Origin of the sequence: Exiguobacterium sp. s11 (genome assembly GCF_018619015.1) — a bacterium.
GTDB lineage: Bacteria > Bacillota > Bacilli > Exiguobacteriales > Exiguobacteriaceae > Exiguobacterium_A > Exiguobacterium_A indicum.
This window is the reverse complement of sequence record NZ_JACSNF010000001.1, coordinates 159,912-182,943: the sequence shown is the minus strand read 5'-3', so window position 1 is coordinate 182,943 and position 23,032 is coordinate 159,912. Positions and strand designations below refer to the sequence as shown.

General features: G+C 50.1%; 28 protein-coding genes. 12 read left to right on the top strand and 16 right to left on the bottom strand.

Features of this window, described 5'->3' with window-relative positions:
* Positions 1-80: 80 nt before the first annotated feature.
* Genes KNQ12_RS01145 through KNQ12_RS01125 form a run of 5 tightly spaced genes read left to right on the top strand, consistent with a single transcriptional unit; the run spans position 81 to position 3,211 of the window.
* On the top strand, positions 81-728 hold the full coding sequence (locus tag KNQ12_RS01145) for a hypothetical protein (protein ID WP_035397351.1): 648 nt from the start codon (positions 81-83) through the stop codon (positions 726-728).
* Complete coding sequence (locus KNQ12_RS01140) at positions 725-1,519, top strand: DUF3307 domain-containing protein (protein ID WP_214745756.1); 795 nt, start codon at positions 725-727, stop codon at positions 1,517-1,519. Before KNQ12_RS01145 ends, KNQ12_RS01140 begins: the two co-directional genes overlap by 4 nt.
* 7 nt (positions 1,520-1,526) lie before the next feature.
* Positions 1,527-2,117 carry a histidine phosphatase family protein gene (locus KNQ12_RS01135; RefSeq protein WP_251137740.1) on the top strand — a complete coding sequence of 197 codons (591 nt, stop codon included), beginning with the start codon at positions 1,527-1,529 and terminating at the stop codon, positions 2,115-2,117.
* On the top strand, positions 2,114-2,974 hold the full coding sequence (locus KNQ12_RS01130) for a ComEC/Rec2 family competence protein (RefSeq protein WP_058265977.1): 861 nt from the start codon (positions 2,114-2,116) through the stop codon (positions 2,972-2,974). The genes KNQ12_RS01135 and KNQ12_RS01130 overlap by 4 nt, the downstream gene beginning before the upstream one ends.
* Positions 2,975-2,995: 21 nt before the next feature.
* Positions 2,996-3,211, top strand: coding sequence for a DUF3006 domain-containing protein (locus tag KNQ12_RS01125; RefSeq protein ID WP_023468328.1), 216 nt, complete (start codon positions 2,996-2,998; stop codon positions 3,209-3,211).
* Between the two features lie 33 nt (positions 3,212-3,244).
* Here the strand turns inward: KNQ12_RS01125 and KNQ12_RS01120 are convergent, their stop codons facing one another.
* The gene (locus tag KNQ12_RS01120) at positions 3,245-3,472 is read right to left on the bottom strand and encodes a hypothetical protein (protein WP_023468327.1); all 228 of its coding nucleotides are present in this window, start codon (positions 3,470-3,472) and stop codon (positions 3,245-3,247) included.
* Positions 3,473-3,694: 222 nt separating this feature from the next.
* On the opposite strand from KNQ12_RS01120, the gene KNQ12_RS01115 reads away from it, so the two are divergent.
* Genes KNQ12_RS01115 through KNQ12_RS01105 form a run of 3 tightly spaced genes read left to right on the top strand, consistent with a single transcriptional unit; the run spans position 3,695 to position 6,623 of the window.
* Positions 3,695-4,603, top strand: coding sequence for an AAA family ATPase (locus tag KNQ12_RS01115; protein ID WP_023468326.1), 909 nt, complete (start codon positions 3,695-3,697; stop codon positions 4,601-4,603).
* A 2-nt stretch (positions 4,604-4,605) separates the two neighbouring features.
* Positions 4,606-5,652, top strand: a complete 1,047-nt coding sequence (locus KNQ12_RS01110; protein WP_050677947.1) for a DUF58 domain-containing protein — start codon at positions 4,606-4,608, stop codon at positions 5,650-5,652.
* Complete coding sequence (locus tag KNQ12_RS01105; RefSeq protein ID WP_214745753.1) at positions 5,649-6,623, top strand: hypothetical protein; 975 nt, start codon at positions 5,649-5,651, stop codon at positions 6,621-6,623. The genes KNQ12_RS01110 and KNQ12_RS01105 overlap by 4 nt, the downstream gene beginning before the upstream one ends.
* Before the next feature lie 14 nt (positions 6,624-6,637).
* Here KNQ12_RS01105 and KNQ12_RS01100 read toward each other — a convergent pair whose 3' ends face one another.
* Positions 6,638-6,991 (bottom strand): winged helix-turn-helix transcriptional regulator, encoded by a 354-nt coding sequence (locus KNQ12_RS01100; protein WP_214745750.1) that lies wholly within the window; start codon positions 6,989-6,991, stop codon positions 6,638-6,640.
* Between the two features lie 111 nt (positions 6,992-7,102).
* On the opposite strand from KNQ12_RS01100, the gene KNQ12_RS01095 reads away from it, so the two are divergent.
* Positions 7,103-7,825, top strand: coding sequence for an SDR family oxidoreductase (locus tag KNQ12_RS01095; protein ID WP_214745747.1), 723 nt, complete (start codon positions 7,103-7,105; stop codon positions 7,823-7,825).
* Between the two features lie 69 nt (positions 7,826-7,894).
* On the opposite strand, the gene KNQ12_RS01090 is transcribed toward KNQ12_RS01095, so the two are convergent.
* From KNQ12_RS01090 to KNQ12_RS17195, 3 genes are all read right to left on the bottom strand, one after another.
* The gene (locus KNQ12_RS01090; protein WP_214775386.1) at positions 7,895-8,395 is read right to left on the bottom strand and encodes a hypothetical protein; all 501 of its coding nucleotides are present in this window, start codon (positions 8,393-8,395) and stop codon (positions 7,895-7,897) included.
* Between the two features lie 344 nt (positions 8,396-8,739).
* Positions 8,740-9,066 carry a hypothetical protein gene (locus KNQ12_RS01085; protein WP_055968121.1) on the bottom strand — a complete coding sequence of 109 codons (327 nt, stop codon included), beginning with the start codon at positions 9,064-9,066 and terminating at the stop codon, positions 8,740-8,742.
* Positions 9,067-9,225: 159 nt separating this feature from the next.
* Positions 9,226-10,230 carry a helix-turn-helix transcriptional regulator gene (locus tag KNQ12_RS17195; protein ID WP_214745742.1) on the bottom strand — a complete coding sequence of 335 codons (1,005 nt, stop codon included), beginning with the start codon at positions 10,228-10,230 and terminating at the stop codon, positions 9,226-9,228.
* A gap of 113 nt (positions 10,231-10,343) precedes the next feature.
* Here KNQ12_RS17195 and KNQ12_RS01075 point away from each other — a divergent pair, with 113 nt between their 5' ends.
* Positions 10,344-11,195 carry an alpha/beta fold hydrolase gene (locus KNQ12_RS01075; RefSeq protein WP_075642337.1) on the top strand — a complete coding sequence of 284 codons (852 nt, stop codon included), beginning with the start codon at positions 10,344-10,346 and terminating at the stop codon, positions 11,193-11,195.
* Here the strand turns inward: KNQ12_RS01075 and KNQ12_RS01070 are convergent.
* The gene (locus KNQ12_RS01070) at positions 11,183-11,851 is read right to left on the bottom strand and encodes a hypothetical protein (protein ID WP_023468317.1); all 669 of its coding nucleotides are present in this window, start codon (positions 11,849-11,851) and stop codon (positions 11,183-11,185) included. The two genes, KNQ12_RS01075 and KNQ12_RS01070, sit on opposite strands and share 13 nt — an antisense overlap.
* A 145-nt stretch (positions 11,852-11,996) precedes the next feature.
* On the opposite strand from KNQ12_RS01070, the gene KNQ12_RS01065 reads away from it, so the two are divergent.
* Positions 11,997-12,533 carry a flavodoxin family protein gene (locus KNQ12_RS01065; protein WP_035397365.1) on the top strand — a complete coding sequence of 179 codons (537 nt, stop codon included), beginning with the start codon at positions 11,997-11,999 and terminating at the stop codon, positions 12,531-12,533.
* A 79-nt stretch (positions 12,534-12,612) separates the two neighbouring features.
* Positions 12,613-12,930: a hypothetical protein gene (locus KNQ12_RS01060; protein WP_214745739.1), complete on the top strand. Its 318-nt coding sequence runs from the start codon at positions 12,613-12,615 to the stop codon at positions 12,928-12,930.
* 41 nt (positions 12,931-12,971) lie between these two features.
* Here the strand turns inward: KNQ12_RS01060 and KNQ12_RS01055 are convergent, their stop codons facing one another.
* From KNQ12_RS01055 to KNQ12_RS01010, 10 genes are all read right to left on the bottom strand, one after another.
* Positions 12,972-13,271, bottom strand: coding sequence for a putative quinol monooxygenase (locus tag KNQ12_RS01055; RefSeq protein ID WP_041255111.1), 300 nt, complete (start codon positions 13,269-13,271; stop codon positions 12,972-12,974).
* Positions 13,271-13,636 (bottom strand): YciI family protein, encoded by a 366-nt coding sequence (locus KNQ12_RS01050; RefSeq protein ID WP_023468313.1) that lies wholly within the window; start codon positions 13,634-13,636, stop codon positions 13,271-13,273. Before KNQ12_RS01050 ends, KNQ12_RS01055 begins: the two co-directional genes overlap by 1 nt.
* A gap of 93 nt (positions 13,637-13,729) precedes the next feature.
* Entirely contained in the window at positions 13,730-14,191 is a 462-nt protein-coding gene (locus KNQ12_RS01045) for a YflT domain-containing protein (RefSeq protein ID WP_075642336.1), read from the bottom strand.
* Positions 14,192-14,277: 86 nt separating this feature from the next.
* Positions 14,278-15,951, bottom strand: a complete 1,674-nt coding sequence (locus KNQ12_RS01040) for an FTR1 family protein (protein ID WP_214747249.1) — start codon at positions 15,949-15,951, stop codon at positions 14,278-14,280.
* Positions 15,935-17,167, bottom strand: a complete 1,233-nt coding sequence (efeB, locus tag KNQ12_RS01035; RefSeq protein ID WP_023468310.1) for an iron uptake transporter deferrochelatase/peroxidase subunit — start codon at positions 17,165-17,167, stop codon at positions 15,935-15,937. The genes KNQ12_RS01040 and efeB overlap by 17 nt, the downstream gene beginning before the upstream one ends.
* A gap of 2 nt (positions 17,168-17,169) precedes the next feature.
* On the bottom strand, positions 17,170-17,988 hold the full coding sequence (gene efeO, locus KNQ12_RS01030; protein WP_023468309.1) for an iron uptake system protein EfeO: 819 nt from the start codon (positions 17,986-17,988) through the stop codon (positions 17,170-17,172).
* Between the two features lie 134 nt (positions 17,989-18,122).
* Positions 18,123-19,844, bottom strand: coding sequence for a DUF2339 domain-containing protein (locus KNQ12_RS01025; protein ID WP_251137739.1), 1,722 nt, complete (start codon positions 19,842-19,844; stop codon positions 18,123-18,125).
* A gap of 121 nt (positions 19,845-19,965) precedes the next feature.
* Complete coding sequence (locus KNQ12_RS01020; protein WP_214745734.1) at positions 19,966-21,042, bottom strand: C39 family peptidase; 1,077 nt, start codon at positions 21,040-21,042, stop codon at positions 19,966-19,968.
* 183 nt (positions 21,043-21,225) lie between these two features.
* Positions 21,226-22,275 (bottom strand): oxidoreductase, encoded by a 1,050-nt coding sequence (locus tag KNQ12_RS01015; protein WP_023468306.1) that lies wholly within the window; start codon positions 22,273-22,275, stop codon positions 21,226-21,228.
* Between the two features lie 73 nt (positions 22,276-22,348).
* Entirely contained in the window at positions 22,349-22,834 is a 486-nt protein-coding gene (locus KNQ12_RS01010; RefSeq protein ID WP_214745731.1) for a GNAT family N-acetyltransferase, read from the bottom strand.
* Positions 22,835-23,032 lie beyond the last annotated feature (198 nt).

The following is a 23,032-nucleotide window of genomic DNA, read 5'->3' as shown; positions in this document are numbered from 1 at the left end:
CACCGCGAATGTTACCTTTTTAACGGTAACAAATAAAATGTTTCCATGATTGTGGCAACAAATGAACAGGAGGAATCGTCATGCAAGCTGTTGCCTTGTCGTTTGATGTCAAAGGCTCCCGCGATTATCCGAGCAAAGAAGCATTACTTCAAGCGCTCCGAGAACTCGCGAACGATCTGAATACTGCATTTCCTACGAGTATCGTTCCGTTCCAAATCAAATCCGGTGATAGCTTACTGGCGGTATTTGCGGATTATCCGGTCAGTTATCCGGTCATGCTGCACTTATTGAATCAAGAATTACCAGGTTACATCGGGATCGGATTTGGTCAATATGAGACGATTTCAACGACCCAAGCTGAAGAAGCCAATGGCAGTGCGATCATTCATGCCTTTGAAGCACAGGAATTGGCGAAGACGCTTCCGTCACAGATCGCCTTTGCTGGACCGCCCTACTTACCGACCGCCCTGCTGAATGGTTATCTTGAGATGCTCTATCCGGCGTATTTCGGGAAGACGGACCGTCAAATTGAGTTGCACCGGTTGATGGATCAATATCCGGATGATACGTATGAAGAGATCGGTTTAAAGATGGGCTTTAAGGAACAAGATGCTCGCGCGAATGTCGCAAAACTCGTCTCTCGCTCGCAGCGTAAGCAACGCAAGCGACTTGAAGCTGCCTTGGCACAGGCACTGGAGCAATTCCAAGTCTGGGAGGCGATTCGGTGACTGTCTTACTTAGCCTTATCCTTGTCCACTTACTTGCTGATTTTCCATTACAGACGAGACGGATGGCGCAACTGAAACATCGACACCGACGCATCTTGTTCCAACATCTTGCCGTCCATGCGTCTCTGATGCTACTTGTCCTCGCGTTCTTCGTCATCCGAGGGCAGTTGACCCTCGACATCGCCGGATGGCTAGGAGGGAGCATTCTCGTGTTTCACGCCCTACTCGATGCTTCCCCGCTCAAACGTCGCGTCAAGCAAGCAGCGGCGTACTGGATCGATCAAGCGTTACATATCGCTGCCATCATTGCCTTGACATGGGTGTTCGTTCCGATTGATTGGTCATTGTCGTTCGCGCGACCTGAGCAGGTCCTCTGGATTCTGTGCTTTAGTTTAGTGACGACAGAGTTACTCGGTCACGGGATTGCTTTGATGCTCGCACCATTTGCTCCGCGCTTGATCGAAGCACATTTCGAGCGAAAAGTGACACGTAAAGAGCAACTCGACGGCGTCTCACGGACCGTCACACATGAAGTCGAAGATTCTGCCCGCAGTTATACGACGGAATTAAACGGGATCGGACGTTATATCGGTCTCGTCGAACGGGCAATCATTACCCTGCTCGTCGTCACGAACGCAACCGGAGCCATCGGCTTCATCATTGCCTTGAAGGCACTGGCCCGTTTTAAACAGTTTGAAGATCGCCGCTTTGCGGAATATTACATCATCGGGAGCTTGCTCAGTATCTTAGGTGCGATTTTATGTGGACTGGCGATTCGCGCCGCACTCTAAATGATGAATGAAAGTGAGGGAGACGGTCTTGACCGTCGCACGAAGCATGAAACAAATTGGATTAGTGAGACATCACCGGGTTACGGAAGGATACCCGACAAAAGGCTGGATCAGCGCCAGCGATATTGAAAAATGGATTGAACGGTATGATACGTCAGACATCGATATTCAACCGGTCGAGCTTGGTCAGATTGACTGGACGGTCTGTTATGCCAGTAGCATGCCACGCGCCGTCCAGACGGCGAAGAGTGTCTACGATAAAGAGATCATCGTGACGGATCTACTACGGGAAGTACCGTTTCCGACGATTCAGTCGAATCTACGGTTACCGTTTCTTGGCTGGGCGGTCCTCGGTCGACTCGCAGCCCCGTTCAGCAAACGGATTCAAGCGGAGATCAAGGAAGCGAATGAACGGATTGAGGTCCTGTTGAATCAACTGATGTTCGAGGATGATGAACGGGTCTTACTCGTCGGGCATGGCGGTATGATGATTTTGATGCGTGCTGCCTTGAAACGGCGCGGTTACCGGGGGCCACGGTTCGGTCATCCGCGTAACGGCATGCTGTATCTGTTCGAGAAAGAGGAACCGACATGTTGAAATGGGGATCAACGATTCTGTTAGCACTCTGCCTGATCGTCATCTTCTATACGACACGGGACGAAGAGCCCCTTGCCCCAACAGAGGGACAAATGGAGGTCTACGGTTTTGACGTCGGTCAAGGAGATAGCACGTTCATCCGGACGAAGGAAGACGCAATCTTGATTGACGGCGGGAATAACGGCAAAGGTGAGGATGTCGTCCGCTACCTGCAAGAATTGGGTGTCAAACGCTTAACAGCAGTCATCGCGACACATCCGGACGCCGATCATATCGGTGGACTCGATACCGTCCTCGATGCCTTTCCAGTCGATAGCGTCTATGCCCCGCGTGTCACGCATACGACAGAGACATACCGCGATTTCCTTCTAGCCGTCAAACGCGAAGGGGTGACAATTAAAGCCGTCAAAGCGGGTCTTGAGATACCGAGTGAAGCCGCACGCTTTACGTTCCTTGCGCCCCTAACGGACGGAACGCAGGATCTCAACAGTTGGAGTGCCGTTCTGCGGGTCGAACATGGACAGGACCGGTTCCTCTTCATGGGTGACGCTCCGATCCGGACGGAACGACAATTGCTCGAGTCGGATGCCGATCTTAGCGCCGATGTCTTGAAGCTTGGGCATCACGGAGCAGACACATCGTCCTCCCTGCCCTTCCTACAAGCCGTTGATCCGAAGCGAGCCTTGATCTCAGCCGGGCAGGATAATGCTTATCGTCACCCACGTCCCTCCGTTTTACAGGAACTGAAAGCAGAACGGATTACGATTGACCGGACCGATCAAAGTGGAACGATTCAGTATATTTCGACCGGTGACGGCATCAAGGAATCGAACCGGACCGATTTACGACCGGAATAACGAGACGTGGAGGTGCATCAGATGCGATTGACCCTAGCAGATTTTGAAGACGATCTAGCGATTTGCGAAACCGACGAACGCGAGACAATCACGTTACCGAAAAGTCGTTTACCGCGCCAGGCAACGATCGGCGACCGACTTGACTGGACCGGACGTTCGATTCGGATCTTACGCGATGAGACGAACGCACGTAAAAAAGAGATCTCCGAGTTGATGGATGATCTCTTTGAAGAATGATGAGACTCCCTCGGAATGCTGAGGGAGTCTTTTTTAACCGAGTAGACTGATGACGAGTCCAGCGAGGATGCCTGCTGTGAATAAGGAACCGATCGTATACGTCAGCAAACGTAATGCGAATGGGAGCCGACGAATCGCGGCAAAGGCTCGGCGATTCGGAGGTCCTCCAGCAACAATCCGTTGATACTCGTCGATAGGACTGTGAGCAACGTCCTGTTGCTGGTTTAGAGTAGAGTTCGATTCGGTAGTATGTAGTTTCATCTGTCCATCCCCCCTATTCTAATGACTATATCCTTCTATTCGCTAAGTAACTTCATAATCCTGTTTCAATTTTTTTGATATTTCACGAAACTTTTGGATGAAACTGGTAGTATAAAAGATAGACGTATTTCTTTATGCGTGATTCCTGGAAAATCACTAGCAGTTTTTTCTGAATTTTCGTACACTTTAGAAATACGATGCATCTTAAAGGGGGAATCATCTATGTTTCAAACGTTACGTACATCACTCAAACAATCTGTCCTTGGTCAGGACGATGTGATTGATCATTTATTGATGGGCTTGCTCGCAGAAGGTCATGTGTTGCTCGAAGACCGTCCGGGGACCGGTAAGACGACACTAGCAAAAGCACTAGCGCAGACACTCGAAGCGAAGTTCTCACGTATTCAATGTACAGCGGATACGTTACCGACCGATCTACTTGGGATGGAGCTGTTCAACCCGCTGACAGGATCGTTCGAACAACGGTTTGGTCCGCTGTTTGCGAACATCGTCCTCGTCGATGAGATTAACCGGACGACGCCACGGACACAGTCAGCATTGCTCGAGGCAATGGCGGAAGGACAAGTGACGATCGGGGATACCTCCTATACGTTACCGCAACACTTTCTTGTCATCGCGACACAAAATCCATTCGATGGACACGGCACATTCCCACTGCCGCATGCCCAACTCGACCGTTTCTTGTTCAAGTTGTCGTTCGCTCCGCTGACACGTCAGGCGGAGAAGGCATTATTACGTGGAGCACACTTAACAGCAGCCGAACTACAGATTCCGCTCGAACAACTCAATGACTGGAAAGAGGAAGTCATCGCCGTCTCGATCGAAGATAGCGTCGAAAACTACTTACTCGATGTCTGTGACGCACTCCGCGCCCATCGTGACGTTGAGATTGGACCGAGTCCACGAGCGACGCTCGCACTCTTAAAAGCCGCGAAAGCACGGGCCTGGATGCAGGAGCGGACGTACGTCACACCAGAGGACGTCAAGCACTTGGCGACGCCATTGCTTGCCCACCGTCTCGTCTTGACGCTCGAAGCGACGCTGAAGCTATCGAACGAACGTCTCGTCGAGCAAGTCCTCGATTCACTCACTGTTCCAACTGAGGTGTAATCATGCAATTGATCATACCAAAAGGCTTTAACCTCATCATTCTTACGATGACAGGTGCAAGCGGCGTCATCGTCGGTCTCTATGGTCCTGTCTGGATTGCGGCTTTATTACTCGCCTATACATTATATGGCTGGGTGATGCCGTATTATCTCGAATACGTCGCGAAGCGGATTCGCGTCCGCCTCCTTGAGACCGTTCGCGCTTTTCGAGAGGAAACGATCCAGATACCGTTCGAGTTATCGAACCCAACGAAGTTACCACTCGGTCGCATCACGATTTCTGGCTTGCTCGGGGATCAGATCAAGCTTCCTGATGCGAGTAGTCAATTTTGGCGTCAACACTTATATGTCAGCAAACAGACGATCGTGCCATTTTCAATCGATGTCATTGCCGCTCACCGGGGAACGATTCGGATTCAGTCGTTTGACGTCATGATCTCGGATCCGTTTCATTTGATCACAATCTATGTGACGCTTGATATCCAAGAGCTGGGTCACGTCTTCCCTGACTTTGCACCAGCGTCGGTCGAGTGGAATGAACGGATGATTCCCGGTGAGACGATTGATCGCTCGAGTCCGTTCACCGATCGCTCGAGTTTCCACTCCGTCGTCCCCTACTCCGGAGATGCGAAGTCGATCTACTGGTCCGCTTATGCGAAGACGAATGAACTGTACTCGTATCAATATGACAGGAAACGTAACCATGATTATGCCGTCATCGTCGATGGCTTGTCCGCAGACGGACTCGCTCTCCGCTCGGACTTCGAGAAACTATTATCGCGTGCCGCGACGATCATCCGTGAACTCGAGAAACAAGGGGCTTCCTACAGCCTCTGGATTTCGATGGTCAACCGATCCGGGCAGTGGTACCATGTTCCGTCTGGTATGGGAAAACATCAATTCCTACGGACGATGGAATGCCTTGCTCGGATTTCCGAATACGATCTACCGCTCGAACGCCGGTACTTCACGAAACGATTGCAACGTAGTGTACCGTCGACGACGGCGGAGATCCATCTCGGTCACCGGCAGAAAGGAGTGAGCGCATGATTCTCTGGTGGATATTCCTTGCGAGTCTGTTACCGGTTCCGTTCTATCTCGCGCTCGCTCTTCCGGCACTTGCCTTCGTGCCACATCGTTCGCTTCGCATCGGATTACAGCTACTCGTAGCGGGACCATTATATTTCCTCTCTCCCATAGCTAGCGTCTTAGCGCTCGTCTTCGTCGCCTGGACCGCGTTTCTTGATACGGTCGATTCGCCGTGGCGATACGCTACGAGTGCGATGGTCATCGGCGTCGTGATGGTATTGTTCCCGGGAGTGACACCACCGATTGGCGCATTTTTAATTTTGGTCTTCGTCATTGCGTATCCATTCGTCGTCACGTACATGACAGAATGGCGGCGTATCTTACCGACGATCGCGTTAGTCCTCAGCGCGGGGCTGATCATCGCTGTCGTCTTCCGGCTCACGAAAGAAGCGCTCGTCGGATCCGTTACGAGTGCGATTCGTCCGCTATTTGAAGCATTCGGTTCATTATTCCTTTGGACGGAACCACTTGGTCGAGAAGCGGACACGATGACGAACCGGGCAATGGGGCTAAAGAATATCAAAGGTGTTCAAGACGTGGATCAAGCTGCCGTCCAGGCAGGAACACCGGATTGGATTTGGATCGCAACGACGCTTCTGACCGTGATCTTAGTTGCGGTTACGCTTTATGTCATCCGGAAGCGAAAAGTCATAGCAATCGAAAGAGAACAAACCGTCAAGCACTCCAAGCAGGTACGGGCGCATGCGCCAAAGCGGCATAGTCATCATCCGCTTCTGAAGATTGCCTCTCAACTCGAGCAAGCCTTCCCAAGACGCCATGAAGAGACGACGCTTGAATGGCTGACACGGATCGAGTTCCCGGATGCGTCACCAAACGCGCGTCTGATTGACGGAATCGAGTTCAGTCCAAGTGAACCAGCTTACGACATCCAGACGTTCCGCCGTCAAGTACGGGAACAAATCGAACGTTAACAAAAAGCCCCTGCTCATGGAGCGGGGGCTTCCTCGTCGCATAACGTGCGCATCAATTGGTTGCGTGGTGTCGTCGCAAGACCCCAGTCGCAAATCGCATCAAGTAAGGGAATCAAAGAGATTCCTTTTTCGCTCAAGGCATATTCGACGCGGGGTGGAATCTCCGGGTAAACGGTCCGTGTAATCAAGCCATCTTGTTCGAGTTGTTTCAACTGTTGCGTCAGCGTCTTTGGTGAGACGTCCTGGATATAACGCTCCAGTGTATTAAAACGTACTTTCCCTTCTTCGTGCAGCTCGTACAAGATCATCACTTTCCACTTGCCTTGAATCTGACGCATCGTCGCATCGAACTCATTTAGATACGGCATACCGTCCCCTCCCTTACCAAAAGGTAACCGACTGACCTAAAAGTGCGTACTTCTCGGATTGGTTTCCCTCTGTTATCTTCAATCTATCATATCAAATAAGGAGACGATATCATGAAAACAGGATTCATTGCCATCACAGGTGCCACGTCAGGAATCGGGCATGCGATTGCGCGAACGTTCATTCAGAAAGGGTACCGCGTCTTATTGCTCGGACGACGGATTGACCGTCTGGCGAGCCTTGCTTCAGATGATGTCTTGATTCGCCAAGTCGCAGCCACCGACCGAGTTGCCCTCGATGCTGCTTTAGCAAACGCGAAGGAAGCGTTCGGACCGGTCGAAGCGATCATCAACAATGCAGGACGGATGTTACTCGGTCAAATCGAGACGCAAGGAGCGGAAGAATGGGAAGAGATGTTTGACGTCAATGCGCTCGGTGTCTTACACGGGATGCAAGCCGTCCTTCCCTCGATGGTAGAGCGGAAGACCGGTACGATCATCAATATCAGTTCGATTGCCGGTAAAAAGACGTTCGCCGACCACGCCGCATACGTCGGCACGAAATTCGCCGTCCACGCGATGAGTGAGAACGTCCGGGGTGAAGTCGCCTCTCACGGTGTCCGCGTCATGACGATCGCACCAGGAGTCGTCGAGACGGAATTACTCGGTCATACGACAAGTGACGCGATCAAGGACGGCTACAACGAATGGAAACAGTCGATTGACGGTGGTCTCGATCCGCAAGTCGTCGCGGACACCGTCTTATTCGCCTTCGAGCAACCACAACACGTCAATATTCGAGAAATCGTCTTAGCCCCGACGAAACAAGTCGATTGACGAATAATAGACCGAAGCGCTCGGAAATGGATGTACTTCCGAGCGCTTCGGTCTGTTTTCATGTAAGCGTTACTTTATTAGGTGACTCTGTTCAATCGTTTGAAAGATTGATTGATAGATCTTCAGTTGCTCTGAACGATTCGGTCGTTCGATCCCCTCACCGAACAACCAGGTCGTCTCTTGTGTATCGTCATAGAGCATACCAGCCGCAAACGTCGGATTCGGCACCGAGATGCTTTCCTCATAGGAGAGACTCGGATCAAGAAACGGTTCGACGGATTTTTGAGAGCCGATGAAGAAAAACGGAATCTGTGCTTTCCGGTAGACGGTGGCATAGTCACGTCCCGATGCCTGATGTAAGTACTCCGGCATGATCATGACGGCATCGTAACGTCGTAAATCCCTTTTGATATCCTGCAGATCAATCGAGTGGAAGTCCGGGGATTGCGTAAGTACTGGAGCCTTTCCGACGACAGCGATGGTGAGATCGATGGTACTGGCCTTTGGCGTCAACGTTGTTTTTTTCATCATACATACGGTAAGCAGTAAACTGAGTGCAAGTAAAGTCATGACGGTTCTTTGTCTAATCTGTCCCTCCATGATTTCCTAATATTAGGTCTTTCGCCTAGTTCCTTTATACCATAGAAATGGATGACATTATGTTTTTTCACAATAGGGAAATCGTGCGAATAAAGTAACAACAGGATCCAATAAAAAAAGACTCCCTGAATGGAGTCTCCTTACTTTTCAGCATCGATTTTTGAAGCCTTACGCGCAATGACGACAATAAAGACGATGGCACCGACAGGAATCACGAGCGGCATCCAGTCGAGGATATACTGTGCGTTCATCGTATCCCCCCTTACCTAGCAAGCTATAAGCGTAGCATATGCCAATTGTTAGGGAGTTGCAAGTCACAGTCGGGGCAGAAGTTCGTTAGCAAGTGAGTAATAAATCAGCACACTTGTCGAAAGGATGTATCCGATCAATAAAAGCGGTGTGAATTTAGGTTTCATGCGTCGTTCGATCAAGCGTAACGAGCCGATGGTGACAACAAGAGCGACGAGCGGACTGAATCCGAATACGACGATATCTAAGGATGTCACGACATCTTCTGGAAACACGAGATGAAAGACAAAAAGTGAGAATAAGTACCACGATGTATAGGATAGACAAACGAAGAAGAGGAAAGTAGCTAGTTTCCGCATCCCGTTTGATTGGCTTTTTTCCATCTGTTGCATGTCGTTCCTCCTACATAAGTATCAGATATCCTTAATAGTAACTGGAACTATTCGCTTAAAATATTCAAATATGAATATCCGACAAAAAACGACAAAAAGTTTTTTTCTCGACAAATAAAAAAAGCAAGATCCACGGTCAAGTGAACCTTGCTTCAACTCTTAAAGAGCAGGTGTTTCGACTTGATACATCGTCGCAAGACCTGCTACCTTGTTCTTGAATGTCTCCCGGCGTTCGACAGGCGCAATGATTTCCGCCTGATTACCGAATTGAATCAGCCACATCATGAACCCGTCGGAAAAGAGCGCATCGACCTTGACTTCGAACCAGAGGTCATCGAGACGACGGCAGCGGATATCCGTTCCGAACCGGTCGACGACGGTCGGCATCAGACTTTCCTGAAATTTAAGCGTCAATTGCTCGTTCTCTCCCCCATACATGTTGAACATGTTACTTAAGTAACTCGGCTCGACATGGACCGATTCTTCCATCGGTTCAAACGCTTTACAATTGACGATTCGGTCGACCCGGTACGTCCGAATCTCTTTGATCCGCTCATCACGTCCAATCAAATAGTAATTTCCGTTATCCATCAACAGGTGAGCCGGAGAAACGAGGTAATGCTCTCCATCTTTCCGTAACTCGAACTTTCGCGTCCGTTCGTTAAACTTTCCTTGGTACTGGAAACTGATGACGAACTCATCACTGATAGCTTTCTGGATCGTATCGATCGAGCGCGACGTCATTCCTTTTGGTTTTTTGACAGTATGTAGTACCGGCTGGAGAGACTCCGCCATCTTATCACTCGTCAACGACTGAATCGTCTGAACGAGCGACGTCGTCTCACTTTCCGAGATAAACTTCGCACTGGCGATGGCATCGACCAGCAATCGGAGTTGATGATGCTCAAAGGGACGACTGACGAGATGATACGGAATGGCAAGTCCATTCTTCGTCTCTTCCGCCACGACGTCAAAACCTGATTTGGCAAGTGCCGCAATATCATCCTTCAACGATTTTCGGGATAGCTTCTCGATCAGTCCTCGTTTCGAGAGTTCCGTGCTCAATTGCTCAAGCGTCAACGTATGGTCTTCATCCGACTGACGTTCGAAGATTTCTCGTACAGCAAGTAAGCGGTCACGGTTCGTTAATTTTTCGTTAGACACTACGCATCCTCATTTCCTAAGTCACAATGGTTTGGTTATACTTTACAGTATACATGAAAATAAACACGAGATTAACAATAAAATGGTAAAAATTAAGAGATAGGAGAATTGGGATGCATTATATCGCAGAATGGAACGGTCAGCGTTTTGAATACCGGGATAGCGGGAGTGGTCCCGTCATTTTATTAATTCATGGTACACAATCGGATTACCGAGAAGTCTACCATGTCGAGAAGTTAATCGCGGCAGGATATCGCGTCATCGTACCGTCACGCCCCGGGTACGGACAAACCCCACTTCAGCTCGCTGATAGTCCAGAGGCGCTCGCAACATTCTATTCTAAGTGGCTTGCTTCCCGTCAGATTAAACAGTACACCGTTTATGGCATCTCTGCCGGCGGACCGACGGCAATCGCGCTTGCTGGAATGGATCCAGGCGTCCATGCCCTTGTCTTAGCGTGTGCGATGACGCACCGGATTTCCCTGCCGTACCATCGTCTTCTGATCCAACCGGTCTTACAACGTCCTTTACAGTTCATCCAGTGGGGGCTTTGGACGTATGTGAAGGATAAGATACGCAAGTTTCCTGAAGAAGCAGCAGTTCGGATGGTCGAGATGACGAGTCTGTTACCACGCGAAACGATCCGTACCCACATTAGTGAGACGGATGCGTCGTTATTATATGAAGTTGGTCTTCAAAATGGTCCTGGGCGAGGTGTCTTGTTTGATATCACACAAGACATCGAACGAGAACGGCTTGAAGCCGTCACGTGTCCCGTCTTGATCGTCCATTCGAAGTCAGACCGTGCTGTTCCGTTCGAGCATGCCGAACACGCACGACGGAGCATTCCTCACGCGCAGTTCATTGAATCGAAAAGTCCTGGTCACCTGATTTGGATTGGTCCATCCGCACGTCGAGATGAACGGATGATCGAACGATTCATCGCCTTCAATCAGATGACTTGAAGGCGGAGCCGCATTTTTAGCTTCTCATCATCTTCCTCGATCGCAATCAGACCACGACGCGTCAGTTCACCAATCGCACGACGCGTCCGGTCTTGATTAAGTCGGGCACAGCGGGCAATCTCAGCGATGCCCATCCGACATGACAGTTGGTTCGCCTTAATCTTTGATGAAGGCTTCGCGACGGAGCGTTGTAAGAGGCGCCAAAAGACATGGCGGGCATCCTCTGATAAAGCATAGGCATTTTTCTCGATCACCGGTGGCATGTAACGAACGTCTTCTCGAATCCGGCGAATCAGATAGAGACTGAGCCATTCTTCAAGCTCCGCTTGAATTCGTGAGAATTCGAACCACCAAAGCTGCTCGAGTGCCTCTTCTTCTTTCGTTGCCAGCTGCCAGCTAGCAGGAATCTCATCAAACTCTTCCTCGAGCCAGTCTTCGTAGTCGAGTGCCGTCTCATACAAGACTTGTGACGGAATCTGCTCGAGTGACGTCCGATTTTTATAGATATCAAAGCTCATCCGTCGAAAATGTTCGACGGATGCAGCCACTTGGCTCAAATGAATTAATTGTTTCGTAATGAGGCGCGCCAGTCCATCCATCTCGAGGTGGATGGCATATAAGTGTTTTTCTAGCGCAATGAGCGTGCTTCTCTCCATTCGACTGTTCCTCCCCTATTTGTTTTTCGTCTTCTTGTCTTTTTCCGCAAAACCCTTATTCAAAACCAATTGTGAGCATATCGGTGTATTGACAGTGCAGTTTGGAATAGAATAGAACAATCGAATTCAAAAGGAGATGCACGATATGTATACGATTTTTGGTAGCTCACGTAAAGGAAACAGTGAATGGCTCGGGGAACAAGCATTGAAAGGAATCCCTCATGTTGCTGTCGATTTGGCGAACGTCTCGATTCAGCCGATTGAAGACCGCCGTCATCACGGAGGCTTTTTGCCGATTGGCGATGACTATCGCCGGATCGTCGAAGAGATGCTTGAACACGATGACATCCTGTTCATCACTCCGATTTACTGGTACTCGATGTCGACGAAGATGAAATTATTCATTGACCGATTCAGCGAGTCACTGCGCGATGAAGAACTTGAATTCAAACGTCGGATGGCAGGGAAACGATTCCACTTGATTGCGGTCGGAGGAGATAATCCACGCGTCAAAGGACAAGCACTCGTCACGCAGTTCGAGCATATCGCATCGTTCCTTGGCGCAACGCTTGAGACAGCGATTCTTGCCGAAGGGAATGCACCAGGTGAGGTCGAGCACGATCAAGAAGCGATTGCCGCAATCGAGGCGTTTCGTGAAAAAATGTCAGGAGCACGTGTTTAAGCACTGTTCGTGAAGGGAAATAACTGAAGCAGAGCGCACGACTATCTAGCGTACGACTCAATTCAGGAGGTGGTCAGCCATGTTCGCATCTAAAAAACGATCGAATCGCAAGTGGAAACAACTGACTTCACGCCAGCATATCCTTCATCTTGAACATCTGTATCAATCACGCGAAGAGACGATCGTTCGTGATCGCCTCTCCTTACAACACATCATGGAACGTGCAGTCCGGACCGGACAGACGGTCCAAGTCCGATTAAAACAACTCGATACGGTATCCGGTTCGATCCAAGCGATTTTTCATGACCGCGGAACGATTGAACTCGTCACATCGACAGGTATGCGCCGGATGGTGCGATCGTCGGATGTCATCGATATCCAGTGGACGACAACCTAACAGCATGTAACCCCTTCTCGACTAGAGGAGGGGTTTTTGGTTTACATGAGTCCTTTGCCACCGAGCGGGTGGTCTTCGAGCACGCGTTCAACATGCTCGAGCAATGGACGCGCTTGCGTAATCAAACGCCGCGTCACCGGTAACTCTAAAGACGCGAGGTGTGCAGCGGCATCCGTCCAGATTTCACGGACATGTAGCACATCCGGTTCGTCAGAAATACTGATGATGTAGTGCAGACAACTCGGATGAGTCTCTAAAGAAGCCGCAGCTTCAAGTAACAGGGCGATGACGTGGTCGCGTTGTCCGGTTTGAGTCGTAAATGTCGTCCATAATCCATACATCAAGAGGTACCTGATAATGGACGGACTTCTGCGCGCCAACCGTAAGATTCCCCTTCTGCGACTTGAGTCGTCGGATGAAGGGAAGCCAGTTCCATCGCATGATCCAAATCACGTGCTTCAAAGACAATCAAACTGCCAATCTGCTCTCCATGCGCTCGATCCGGCTCTACTTTCTTCTGTACGACCCCATCTTGCCAGTAAAATGCTTGTGTCGTAAGACCCGGGTGCCAGTCTGATAGGACATCGACTTGTTCATTGAAGGTGTTCATCAACGCATCACAACGCGACATCAAAGCATCGATCTCTTCCTTCGATAAAACATCCATTCGATCTGCATCATAATAACCAACATATAAGAATTGCATTGTCTTTCCTCCTCTCAATTTTCCCATTCCCTTCCATGAGAAGGCTAAACAAAAGCCTCCTGTCTCTACGCTGAGAAACAGGAGGCTTTTGTATCATTCATCTTTTAACTTGACGTTTTGATCGGCTGGTAACGTCGTCGTCGTTTCCTCGTCTTCAAGTTTCGGAACTCCAGCACCATAATCGGTTGTTTCATCCGTCACGTAAGACGCCGCGAACGCTGGATTCAGTAAATCGGACTTCGAACCGACGATGACGATCCGCCCGTGTCGGACTTCATCTTCTAGATCCTCAGCGACATCCTTCGTCATGCCAAGCTCGGACAACTGAGCAATCCGGTCATTTCGGTTACTCCGGACGGCTGATAATAACGTCTCAAAGAACGACTTCTTCGTCACGCGGTATGGTAACGTCTGTGTGTCATTCGCGATCCGTTCCGCGAGTTCTTCGTCTTTGGCAAAGATGTAAATCTGTTTATTCGAATAGCCACTTGATTTGAGGCTCGTCACTTCTGCGTCGACAGCGGTCATGTTTCGTACGATGCGTGTTTCAAGCATAAAAATCCCTCTCTTTCATGCAGCAAGCTGCTGATAAGAAGTTATACCCGGAACATAATAGTTGAAACCTGAAATTGAAAAATGGATCAAGCAGCAGTCTGGATTGAAGACGCACGACGCTTTTGCCAGATCGTAAACAAGGCAATCAGAATCATCAGGACGACTTGTGGGATAAGCGTCTCGAGCGTTGGGTAGAAACCAATCCACCCGGCAGTTCCGAGTCCATTGATTGGATGAATCGGTAAGACGTTCGTCAGCTGCAACGCGTGCAGACTCGTACCAAGAATCTTGAACGCCATTAGATAGATTAACCACGACGCGACTTGGAACAGACGATGGATCGGTAAACGGACACCAATCTGGATGACCACATACGAGACGAGACCGATGATGATGATCGCGAGACCGATTCCGGATAATAAGGCAGTTTTCGTCATCGCTGGTGCCATTCCGATATAAAATAACAACGTCTCGGCGCCTTCTCGGAAGATCGTCAAGAAGCTGACGAAGAACAAGGACGTCGTCGAAAGCGTTGCTAAAAAGTGTTTTCGTTTCGCAACGGCGCTTTTCGAGTGCAACCAATAGCCGACGAACAACATGACAACGACCGCGACGATTCCTGTATAGCCTTCGATTTGTTCCCGACCCGTCGCCGCGAACGAGGCCTGAAAGACCGTCTGGAGGATGAGCGCTAACAGACCGCTTGCGATCAGACCAAGCCCAGCGCCTGCCCAGACCTTCCCTTCTTGTTTTGAACGACTTTTCCGTGCGAAAGCAACGAGCGCACTGACGATCAGTAACGCTTCGAGACCTTCCCGCAGCATGACGAGCATTGCATCAACAAACGTATAATGCGTCTTCGTTTGTAATTGTGCGATAGCATTCTCAAACGACTGGAGTTCTTGTGCCGTCTTTTCCCGCGTTTCCGGCGTCAGGCGGGCAAGTAACAGTGGTACATCTGATTCAAGCTGGGAATAGAGACCTTCATTACGTGTCCGGACCTCGCCTTCCGCACGTGGCCAAGTCTTCAGAAACGATTCGAGTGCTTGTTTCGCTTTCGGTAAATCATTTTCAGCTAGTGCGGTTTGCGCCTCCTCGAGTGGCGTCAGCAGCGACTGCAGTCCCGTTTTCTTCGCCTGGACTTTCTCTCCGTCGAGGAAAGACTGAACGGCCGTATCGAACTGATCAAGTGCGGCTTGCCATTCCTTCGTATCCGCGGATTCACGCGCCGCCGCGATCCGGATCGACGCGAGCGCCATCTCGATGTTGCCATAGTGACCGACACTGTCATTGCGAACAAGACTCTCGTGCGTCGCCCATGCGGTCAACAATCGTTGCTCCGCTGCCGGACGGTCGCTCGCCTTGACCTGCCGCATCTCTTTCGTCAACAAAAGTAATTGTTTTACTTTTGACTTCGCAGCGGGGTCTGTCTTCGGTTTCGTTGCTTCTTCCTGCTTCCGGACGGCAGCAGAGAGAGCTGTCAGTTGCTCGCGGACTTCCGGAAACGTTGCCGATCGTTTCGCATCGACCTGTTTGACGGCTTTCGTGATTGCCGTTTGTTGATCAGGTAAGTCTTGAGCAGCTTGTCCTAGTTCATCAATCGCTTGATTCAGTGCCGCGCGATCTTCACTTGCGACGGCAGACAGGGCTTGTCCGATTGCGACATAGAGATCATCCGTCGATGCAGCATGGACGGGCACCGCGTGTTGACCGGCTATAAGGAGTACAAATACAAGGACGAGATTACGCAAATAACGCATCACCGATGTAGCCTCCTTTCGAGATTCCACCGAAGCAAGCGAAGATGGCACTTCCACGGTGCGTGATGTATTCATTCAATCGGTCCTGTGCGGCAAGACGACGCTGAATCTCGATGAATTGTTTCGGTGAACGCTGATACGATAAAAACAGCAGTCCGGCATCAAGGGCACCCGTCTTTTCATCGATGCCGTCTTGATACGAGTAGGAACGGCGTAAGATCGCTGTCTTCCCGTCCCCGTGTGCGACAGCGGTATGCGAGTCAACCGGTAAGGCGGCTTCGCCACGAGCTTGTCGTTTCGCTGGTGTGACGGAAGCGAACTCGTCTGTTGAGCCAAGCGGAGCCCCGGAAGCACGTTCGCGTCCGAAGGTCCGTTCTTGCTCTTTTAGAATCGTCCGGTCCCAGACTTCAAGATGCATCTGGATGCGACGGACGACAAGGAACGAGCCGTTCGTCAACCATGGTGTCCCGTCTTGCCACTGACAAAAGAGAGAGTCTTTCCGGACCTGCTTCTTCGAGACGTCAGGATTCCCCGTGCCGTCCTTGAAGCCGAACAGATTACGCGGCGTCCCACCAGAGGCATCTGCTGCTTTACTGCGCTGGAAACCAGCTTGCGACCAACGCATCGCGACCGTCCCACGCCCGACACGGACGAGGTTACGGATCGCATGGAAGACGACTTGGGCATCATCACCACACACTTGGACGACGAGGTCGCCACCGCTCCATTTTTCGTCCAGACGATCGAGATCGAACGTCGGCAACGGTTTAAGGGCATCCGGTCGTTTATGACGGATGCCGAAGCGACCGTCAAACAGACTTGGACCGCACCCGAACGTAAACGTCAAGTGTCCGGCAGATAATCCATCCGCTTCCCCCGTATCTTCCGGTGGAACATAACGGGACTCAGAGTCGCCATATGGTAACCCGGCCGCAAGTCTGGCGCATAATCGCGTCCAACGCTTTAGTAAATCAACGAGTTCGTCGCGTCGGTCCGTCTTGATATCAAACGCTACGACTTGGACGTGATTTTGTGGTGGAGTCAGAATTCCCGCTTGATACGTACCGTAGAACGGCTCTTGATCACTGGCTTCAACAGTCAATGTCCGCGGAAGAAACTTTTCAAGACCACTGGCATACAGGGCAGCACCGAGACTCGTCAAGCCCGCGACCTTAAGAACGTCACGCCGCGTGACACCTTCTTGGATTGGTTTCATGCTTATCCCTCCAGTACGATGCCCATCTTCGAGAGCGGTTCCGCGAGTTCATTGATGGCGACACTCATCTGTTTGACATCTTGTTTCGAGAGACTCGTATAAAGGACATAGCCATCGCCCTTTTTCTTCGCGTCGAGTAACGCATGGACATCCTTGAAGCGAGCCGCAATCTCTTTTGATAACGCCGCATCTTGTTTTTTCAGCGCCGGGTTCAATAGTTCGTAAATTTTTTCAGCCCCTTCGACGTTTGCCGCGAAGTCATATAAATCAGTATGCGAATAACGGTCTTCTTCCCCTGTCACTTTTGACGTCGAGACCTCGTTTAACAGATCGGTCGCCCCCGTGACGAGTAATTCTGGTGTCACCTCGACCGTCTCGACCTTTGCCCGAAGTAAGTGGACGTCCTTCATCAATTGTTTCGCGTACGCTTCATAACCTTTTGTCGTTCCCTTTTCAAATAACCCTTGCTCGATCCGGTGGTAACCACCCCATTCCGACGCTTTCACGTCGCCTGCTCGCGCATCGATCTTCGGATCAAGGTCACCGAACACTTCCGCGATTGGTTCTGCGCGTTCGTAATACATCCGTGTTGGTGCGTACAATGCTTTCGCTTCTTCAAGCTTGCCAGCCTGTACGGCATCGGTGAATTTTTCCGTCTCGCGGACGAACGTATCGATTTCGTTAATCGCATACGTCCGGTAATCCTCAACGACCTGGTCAAAATTCTCTTTTTTCGGTGCTGGTGTCTCCGCCTGTTTCGCTTCACTGCAACCTGCTAAAACGACGGCGAGCGCCCCTGTCATCAATAATGCTTGTTTCATGTATGGTTCCCCCTGTTACTAATTAAGTCAGTTCCTTAAATAGTATAGACGACAATGATAATCGTTATCAATAAAAATTTTTTGCAATAAAAAAAAGCTTGAACCGGTTTATTTCAACCGATTCAAGCGCTCTATCAGGCTTGTTCTTTGCGTTTTTTGAAGTACGTCCGTGAAATGATGAACGTGACGATCCCGAAGCCAATGAAGACGAACGCTTTTTGGAATAAGCTCAGGAACGACAAATCGAACAGTAAGAGCTTGACGGCACTGATGGTCAGTAGCAACAATCCGGACAATCGCCACGTCGACGACGTCCGCATCCGACCAATCGCGACAAGGACGAGTGCGAGGACAATATAGGCAGCGGACAACGTCGTACTACGCGCCGTCTCTTCAAGACCGCGGTAGAATGGTAACTCCATGATGATCAACGTGTAGGTCGTAAAAACCCCGATTGCGGCTAAAACGAGGACAAGTTGCCATGACCCTTTCCAGAGCGGATCACGATGTGTCTGAACGAGGAGCAAGACGAATGCCGTTGAAGCGACGACCATCGCGAGAACAGTCAAAGCGTAGGACAAACCTATGTTTTGATAGGATTCATAATCAATGACGGCTGAAAAGATAAAGACGACATACAAGCCGACGTTAAACAACCGTTGATGTGGCATGCGCGCCCGCGGAACGAACCAAAATGCGGCGATCAATCCGGCAATCAAGAAGTAGCGTAGTTGATACGTCCAGCTGAGGGCATCTGCCGGAATCAAGAGGACGGCGACGAGTAAGGCAACGTGACCGACGCCGTTTTGAGCGTGATCCTTCAATCGTTCCGCAAGCACGTAGGCAATTCCGGCGAACAGAATCGCTACTAGCATTCCGAACGACCAATCAAGGATCAGTAACGTCAGTAAGACGACAATTCCGGCAAGCCAGCTTGGGACGTTTGGCTGAAACTGGATGCGTCGACCGACGAACGACGTCGCACCGTAACCAAAGAGTGCTGCAAGTAAGACCGACCACTCATCAAGTCGTGGTACCTGTTCATCAAGCCAGTAGAGCTCTAACGAGAGTAGACCGAACGCGAGTGCAATCGTAAAGATCACCCAAGCGAAGACGAACGCTTTTTTTGCCTTCAGTCGGTCAACGGCAAAGAAGATCGCTGCGAACAAGACGACTTCGTACAATAAGAAGAGCGGTAGGTTCGGCTCGTCCGATAATTGTAGATACGGTAATAAGAAACCGGTGATGGATACGAGGACGAGCAAGGCTTGCGATCGCATCCAGAGCATCAAACCGTACGCGATGAAGACGACGACGAGCTCAAGTAAGAAAGCTAAAGACGGTGGATAGAATTGATATAAGGCCATCCCGGCGAACAGTGCCGCCAACGCGACGATCGTACCGGTCGCGACAAGTCCGACCCCGAGCTCACGTCGTTTCTTCTCATACTGGTATTCTCCGAGAGCGATGACGAGTAAACCAATCAAGACCCCACTTCCGATGCGGACAGGTGGACTGATCAGACCGGCAACCGAGGCGTAGGAGAAAAGGAATAAAGCCCCGAGTGCAGCGAATATCGCTCCAATCCGGGGTAACCAGACGGTCGCGATGACCTGTTCCCATTCTTCGCGGGAGCGTTTTTCCTTAAATGTTGGTGGAGGAACAACCGGTTTTCGTTTCGTATAAGCAGGGCGCGGAGCTGGGCGAGCGACTGTACTTACTTCTGGTTCGCTCGGTTCAGGTGCGACAGGCGAAGTGTGCTGTCCTTCAAGGGCAGCTACTCGTTGTCGTAACGCCGCTACCTCCTGCTCGAGACGCGTGATCCGTGGATCTTCCATCTCTTCACTTCCTTTCATGAATACATTGTCATTCTTTTACACACCTAGCAGGTGAACTCCTTCATTTTACAGTAGATTTCGTATCGATATGCCTGAAAATGACAAAAATCCGGTCGCGTCGGAGCGACCGGATGAGAGTTTAACGAACAGATAACGCATATTGTCCCGTTTGATTGAAAACGGATGTGAACTGCGAGCGACTGACACTGTACTTGCCGCGGTATGGGTCCGAGACGTAGAACGAACCACTTGAGACACCTGTCACGAGCATGACGTGATAGTTCCGGTAGCCTGTGAATGTTTTACCGTCCGGTTTGATCCAAGAGAAGTAGCCATATGGATTCTTGAAATCGACCGTTGCCCAGACGATGACTGGGTTACCGCTACGGATTTCACTCTCAATTTTCGAGACGCCTTGTTTCGAGATATCAACGGCACCACTGCGGTATTTTTTCGCAAGTGGTAGGATCCCTTTCGGGTAGATGCCCCAGTTCTTGTAGTAGTCGAGCGTACCGGCTGGATTCCCCGTGAACATTTTTTCTGGATCTGCCCAGTAATACTTTCCGTTCTTATACGTCGCGTTCTTCATACTTTTTGGCATTTGCTTATAGAGTGACGCAGCAGAGACGGCTTTTTTCTTGTATTCGAGTGCCATCTTCAACGAGACGAACTCACAGCCAGATGGATACCCGAGTGAATATTGGTTGTAGTACGGGACGTTTAGCTTCTTCGTCGTCGTCGATGGTTTCGACTTCGAGACGTATTGCGTCGAGATATAGCGGTAGCTTCCCTTGTAGAGAATCCGTGTCCAGCTCCCTGACGTGCCGTATGTCGCGACGGCAACCCCTTTATTCAGCTGCCCTACGACCTTATACTTCGTTCCAGCACCCGTCCGGACGTTAAGTGTGCCGACCGTCGTATACTTCGTCCCGGTCGATGTGTACTTCGACGAAGACGATTTGACGAAATCCTTGTGTATGTAGCCGATGCGGGATTTAAAGCTGATTTTGTACCAGCTGCCAGACGTGCCTTTTGAACTGTAGACGTTTCCTTTGTAAATCTTTCCGAGAATCTTACTCGATGTCGACGGTTTTTCGCGAACGCGCAAAACATCCGTCGTCACGGTTAATTTCGTTGCTGCTTCAGCAATGAGCGAAGGACTGAGTACGCCAACGAAGATGACTGCAATCAGCAGTACGGAGAAAAAACGTTTCATGATAGACCCCCTATGGTGTAATTTGGTGACTCGTTCCCCTTTTCCCAACTTTTTGAAAAAATAATCAACATTTCTTTAGAAAAATCTGAAAAATGAGGAACGTCCTTGTTCGTTATATCAAAAAAACTCGATCATGCCTACGGGCACAGTCGAGTTGTCATCTTTCTGAAATCAAAATAAAATTTAATTTTTAATCGTTAAAATATATGGTGATGGTTGCGCAAATGCTTGTTCGAGCAGATGAGCGACGAACAAGGTATCCTCTTCCTTGACTGGTAGCGGCGCGTCCTCGACGATACTACGGTAAAAGGCGCGATACATTTTACCGTAATCGCCAACAGGACTTGGAATCCGGACGTCTTGCAGATGACCGTGTTCGTCGTGATAGATCAAACGCCCATAATCGTCTTCTGAATCCTCACCGAACCCCTCTTCTCCCGGGAAGTAGTTCGCTTTCAGGTCGAGCTCTTGCCGGTCGACGTGTTGTTTGATGAACGTGCCGTTCGTACCGTGTAACATCCACCGGGGTGCCGGGGCAAGTGCGACATGACTCGTCCGAACGCTGACCTTAAGCTCCGGATAATAGAGATCAATCGCAAACGCGTCGTCTGGATTATGCGGCAGTCGAACACTGCGCACGTCAAAGGCGACCTTGTCCGGTTTTCCGAACAAAGCGATGATTTGATCGAGCGTATGGACGCCGAGTCCGTAAAGCGCACCGTTTTCGTGACGCGCATCAGCTGAAGCCGCTTCCGGGCGGAATAGATCAAATTGCGAGACGACCTCGACGAGACGACCAAGTTTCCCGGAACGGATGATTTGCGCAACGACTTGGAAGTCGCTGTCGTAACGTCGGTTTTGATAGGCGAGAATCTTGACGCCTTGCGCATGTGCTTCTGCAAATAGACGCTTCGTCTCCTCTTCCGTCACCGTAAATGGCTTTTCGACGAGCACGTGCTTTTGATGTTGCAACGCGAGCAACGCGTATTCGAAATGGGTCGCCGGTGGTGTATTGATGACGACGACATCAAGTGCCGGGTCAGCGAGCATTTCGGATAGATCCGTCGTAAAACGGGCATCCGGCAGTCGATCCTGATAGGAGGCGAACAGCTCCGGTTTTTCCTTCCGATTGTAAATCCAGGTGACGTGATAGTTGTCCTCGATCATCACGTACGGTAAATGGTAACGGGTCGTACTTTTGCCAAAGCCGATGAAGCCGATATTCAATCGCATCCGATCACTCCTTGAACCGTTCTTTTTCTATTACCATACCAAACGAAACGACCGTTGTCTTGATTGAACCGCTTCAAGCCGTCGCTTCGATGCGTTCATACTCATAAATCGAGAAGCCGTCCCGTGTTCCTTGATGGACGAATCCGAAAGACGTGTAATACGCGTTGAGAAACTCGTTTGAAGCGACACAGTCGAGTCGTAGGATTTCTCCTTCATCCTCTGTCACTGCAATCGCGTGTTCCAGTAGTTTTCGACCGACACCACGTCCTTTTGCGCGGTCGCTGACGACGATTCGATGGATATACAGACCTTCTACATCATCCCACAAGGATTGATCCCATTCGAGCGAAGGAAGCAGGGCAACGGAACCAAGCAGCTCGTTCTGATCCTCAAGGACATACAGGCGGCCGGCTTCTAAATCTCGCGCGACGAGTTGTTCGATGTCTTGCTCCAGATAAGCAGACCACTGGCTACTGCCACTGGCTTTGAGGGAGAGCGCTTTTTGCTCAAGTAGGGTTGCGATGTTTCGAACGTCTTTTGATGTAGCTTGTCGTATCATGTTATTCCTCCTGTTACAAAAAAATTCTTCTCTATCCTAACGAATGTACAGCGAGAAGAAAACCTTTTTGCTTCAAGATTTCATCGTTCCCCATTATTTTGTGATTTTTTTCATATTCCACAATTTTATTTCAATGTAACGTATCCTTTAGGAGTGATCTGACCCCCAGTCGTCACAACGGTAAACGACCGGCTTCCC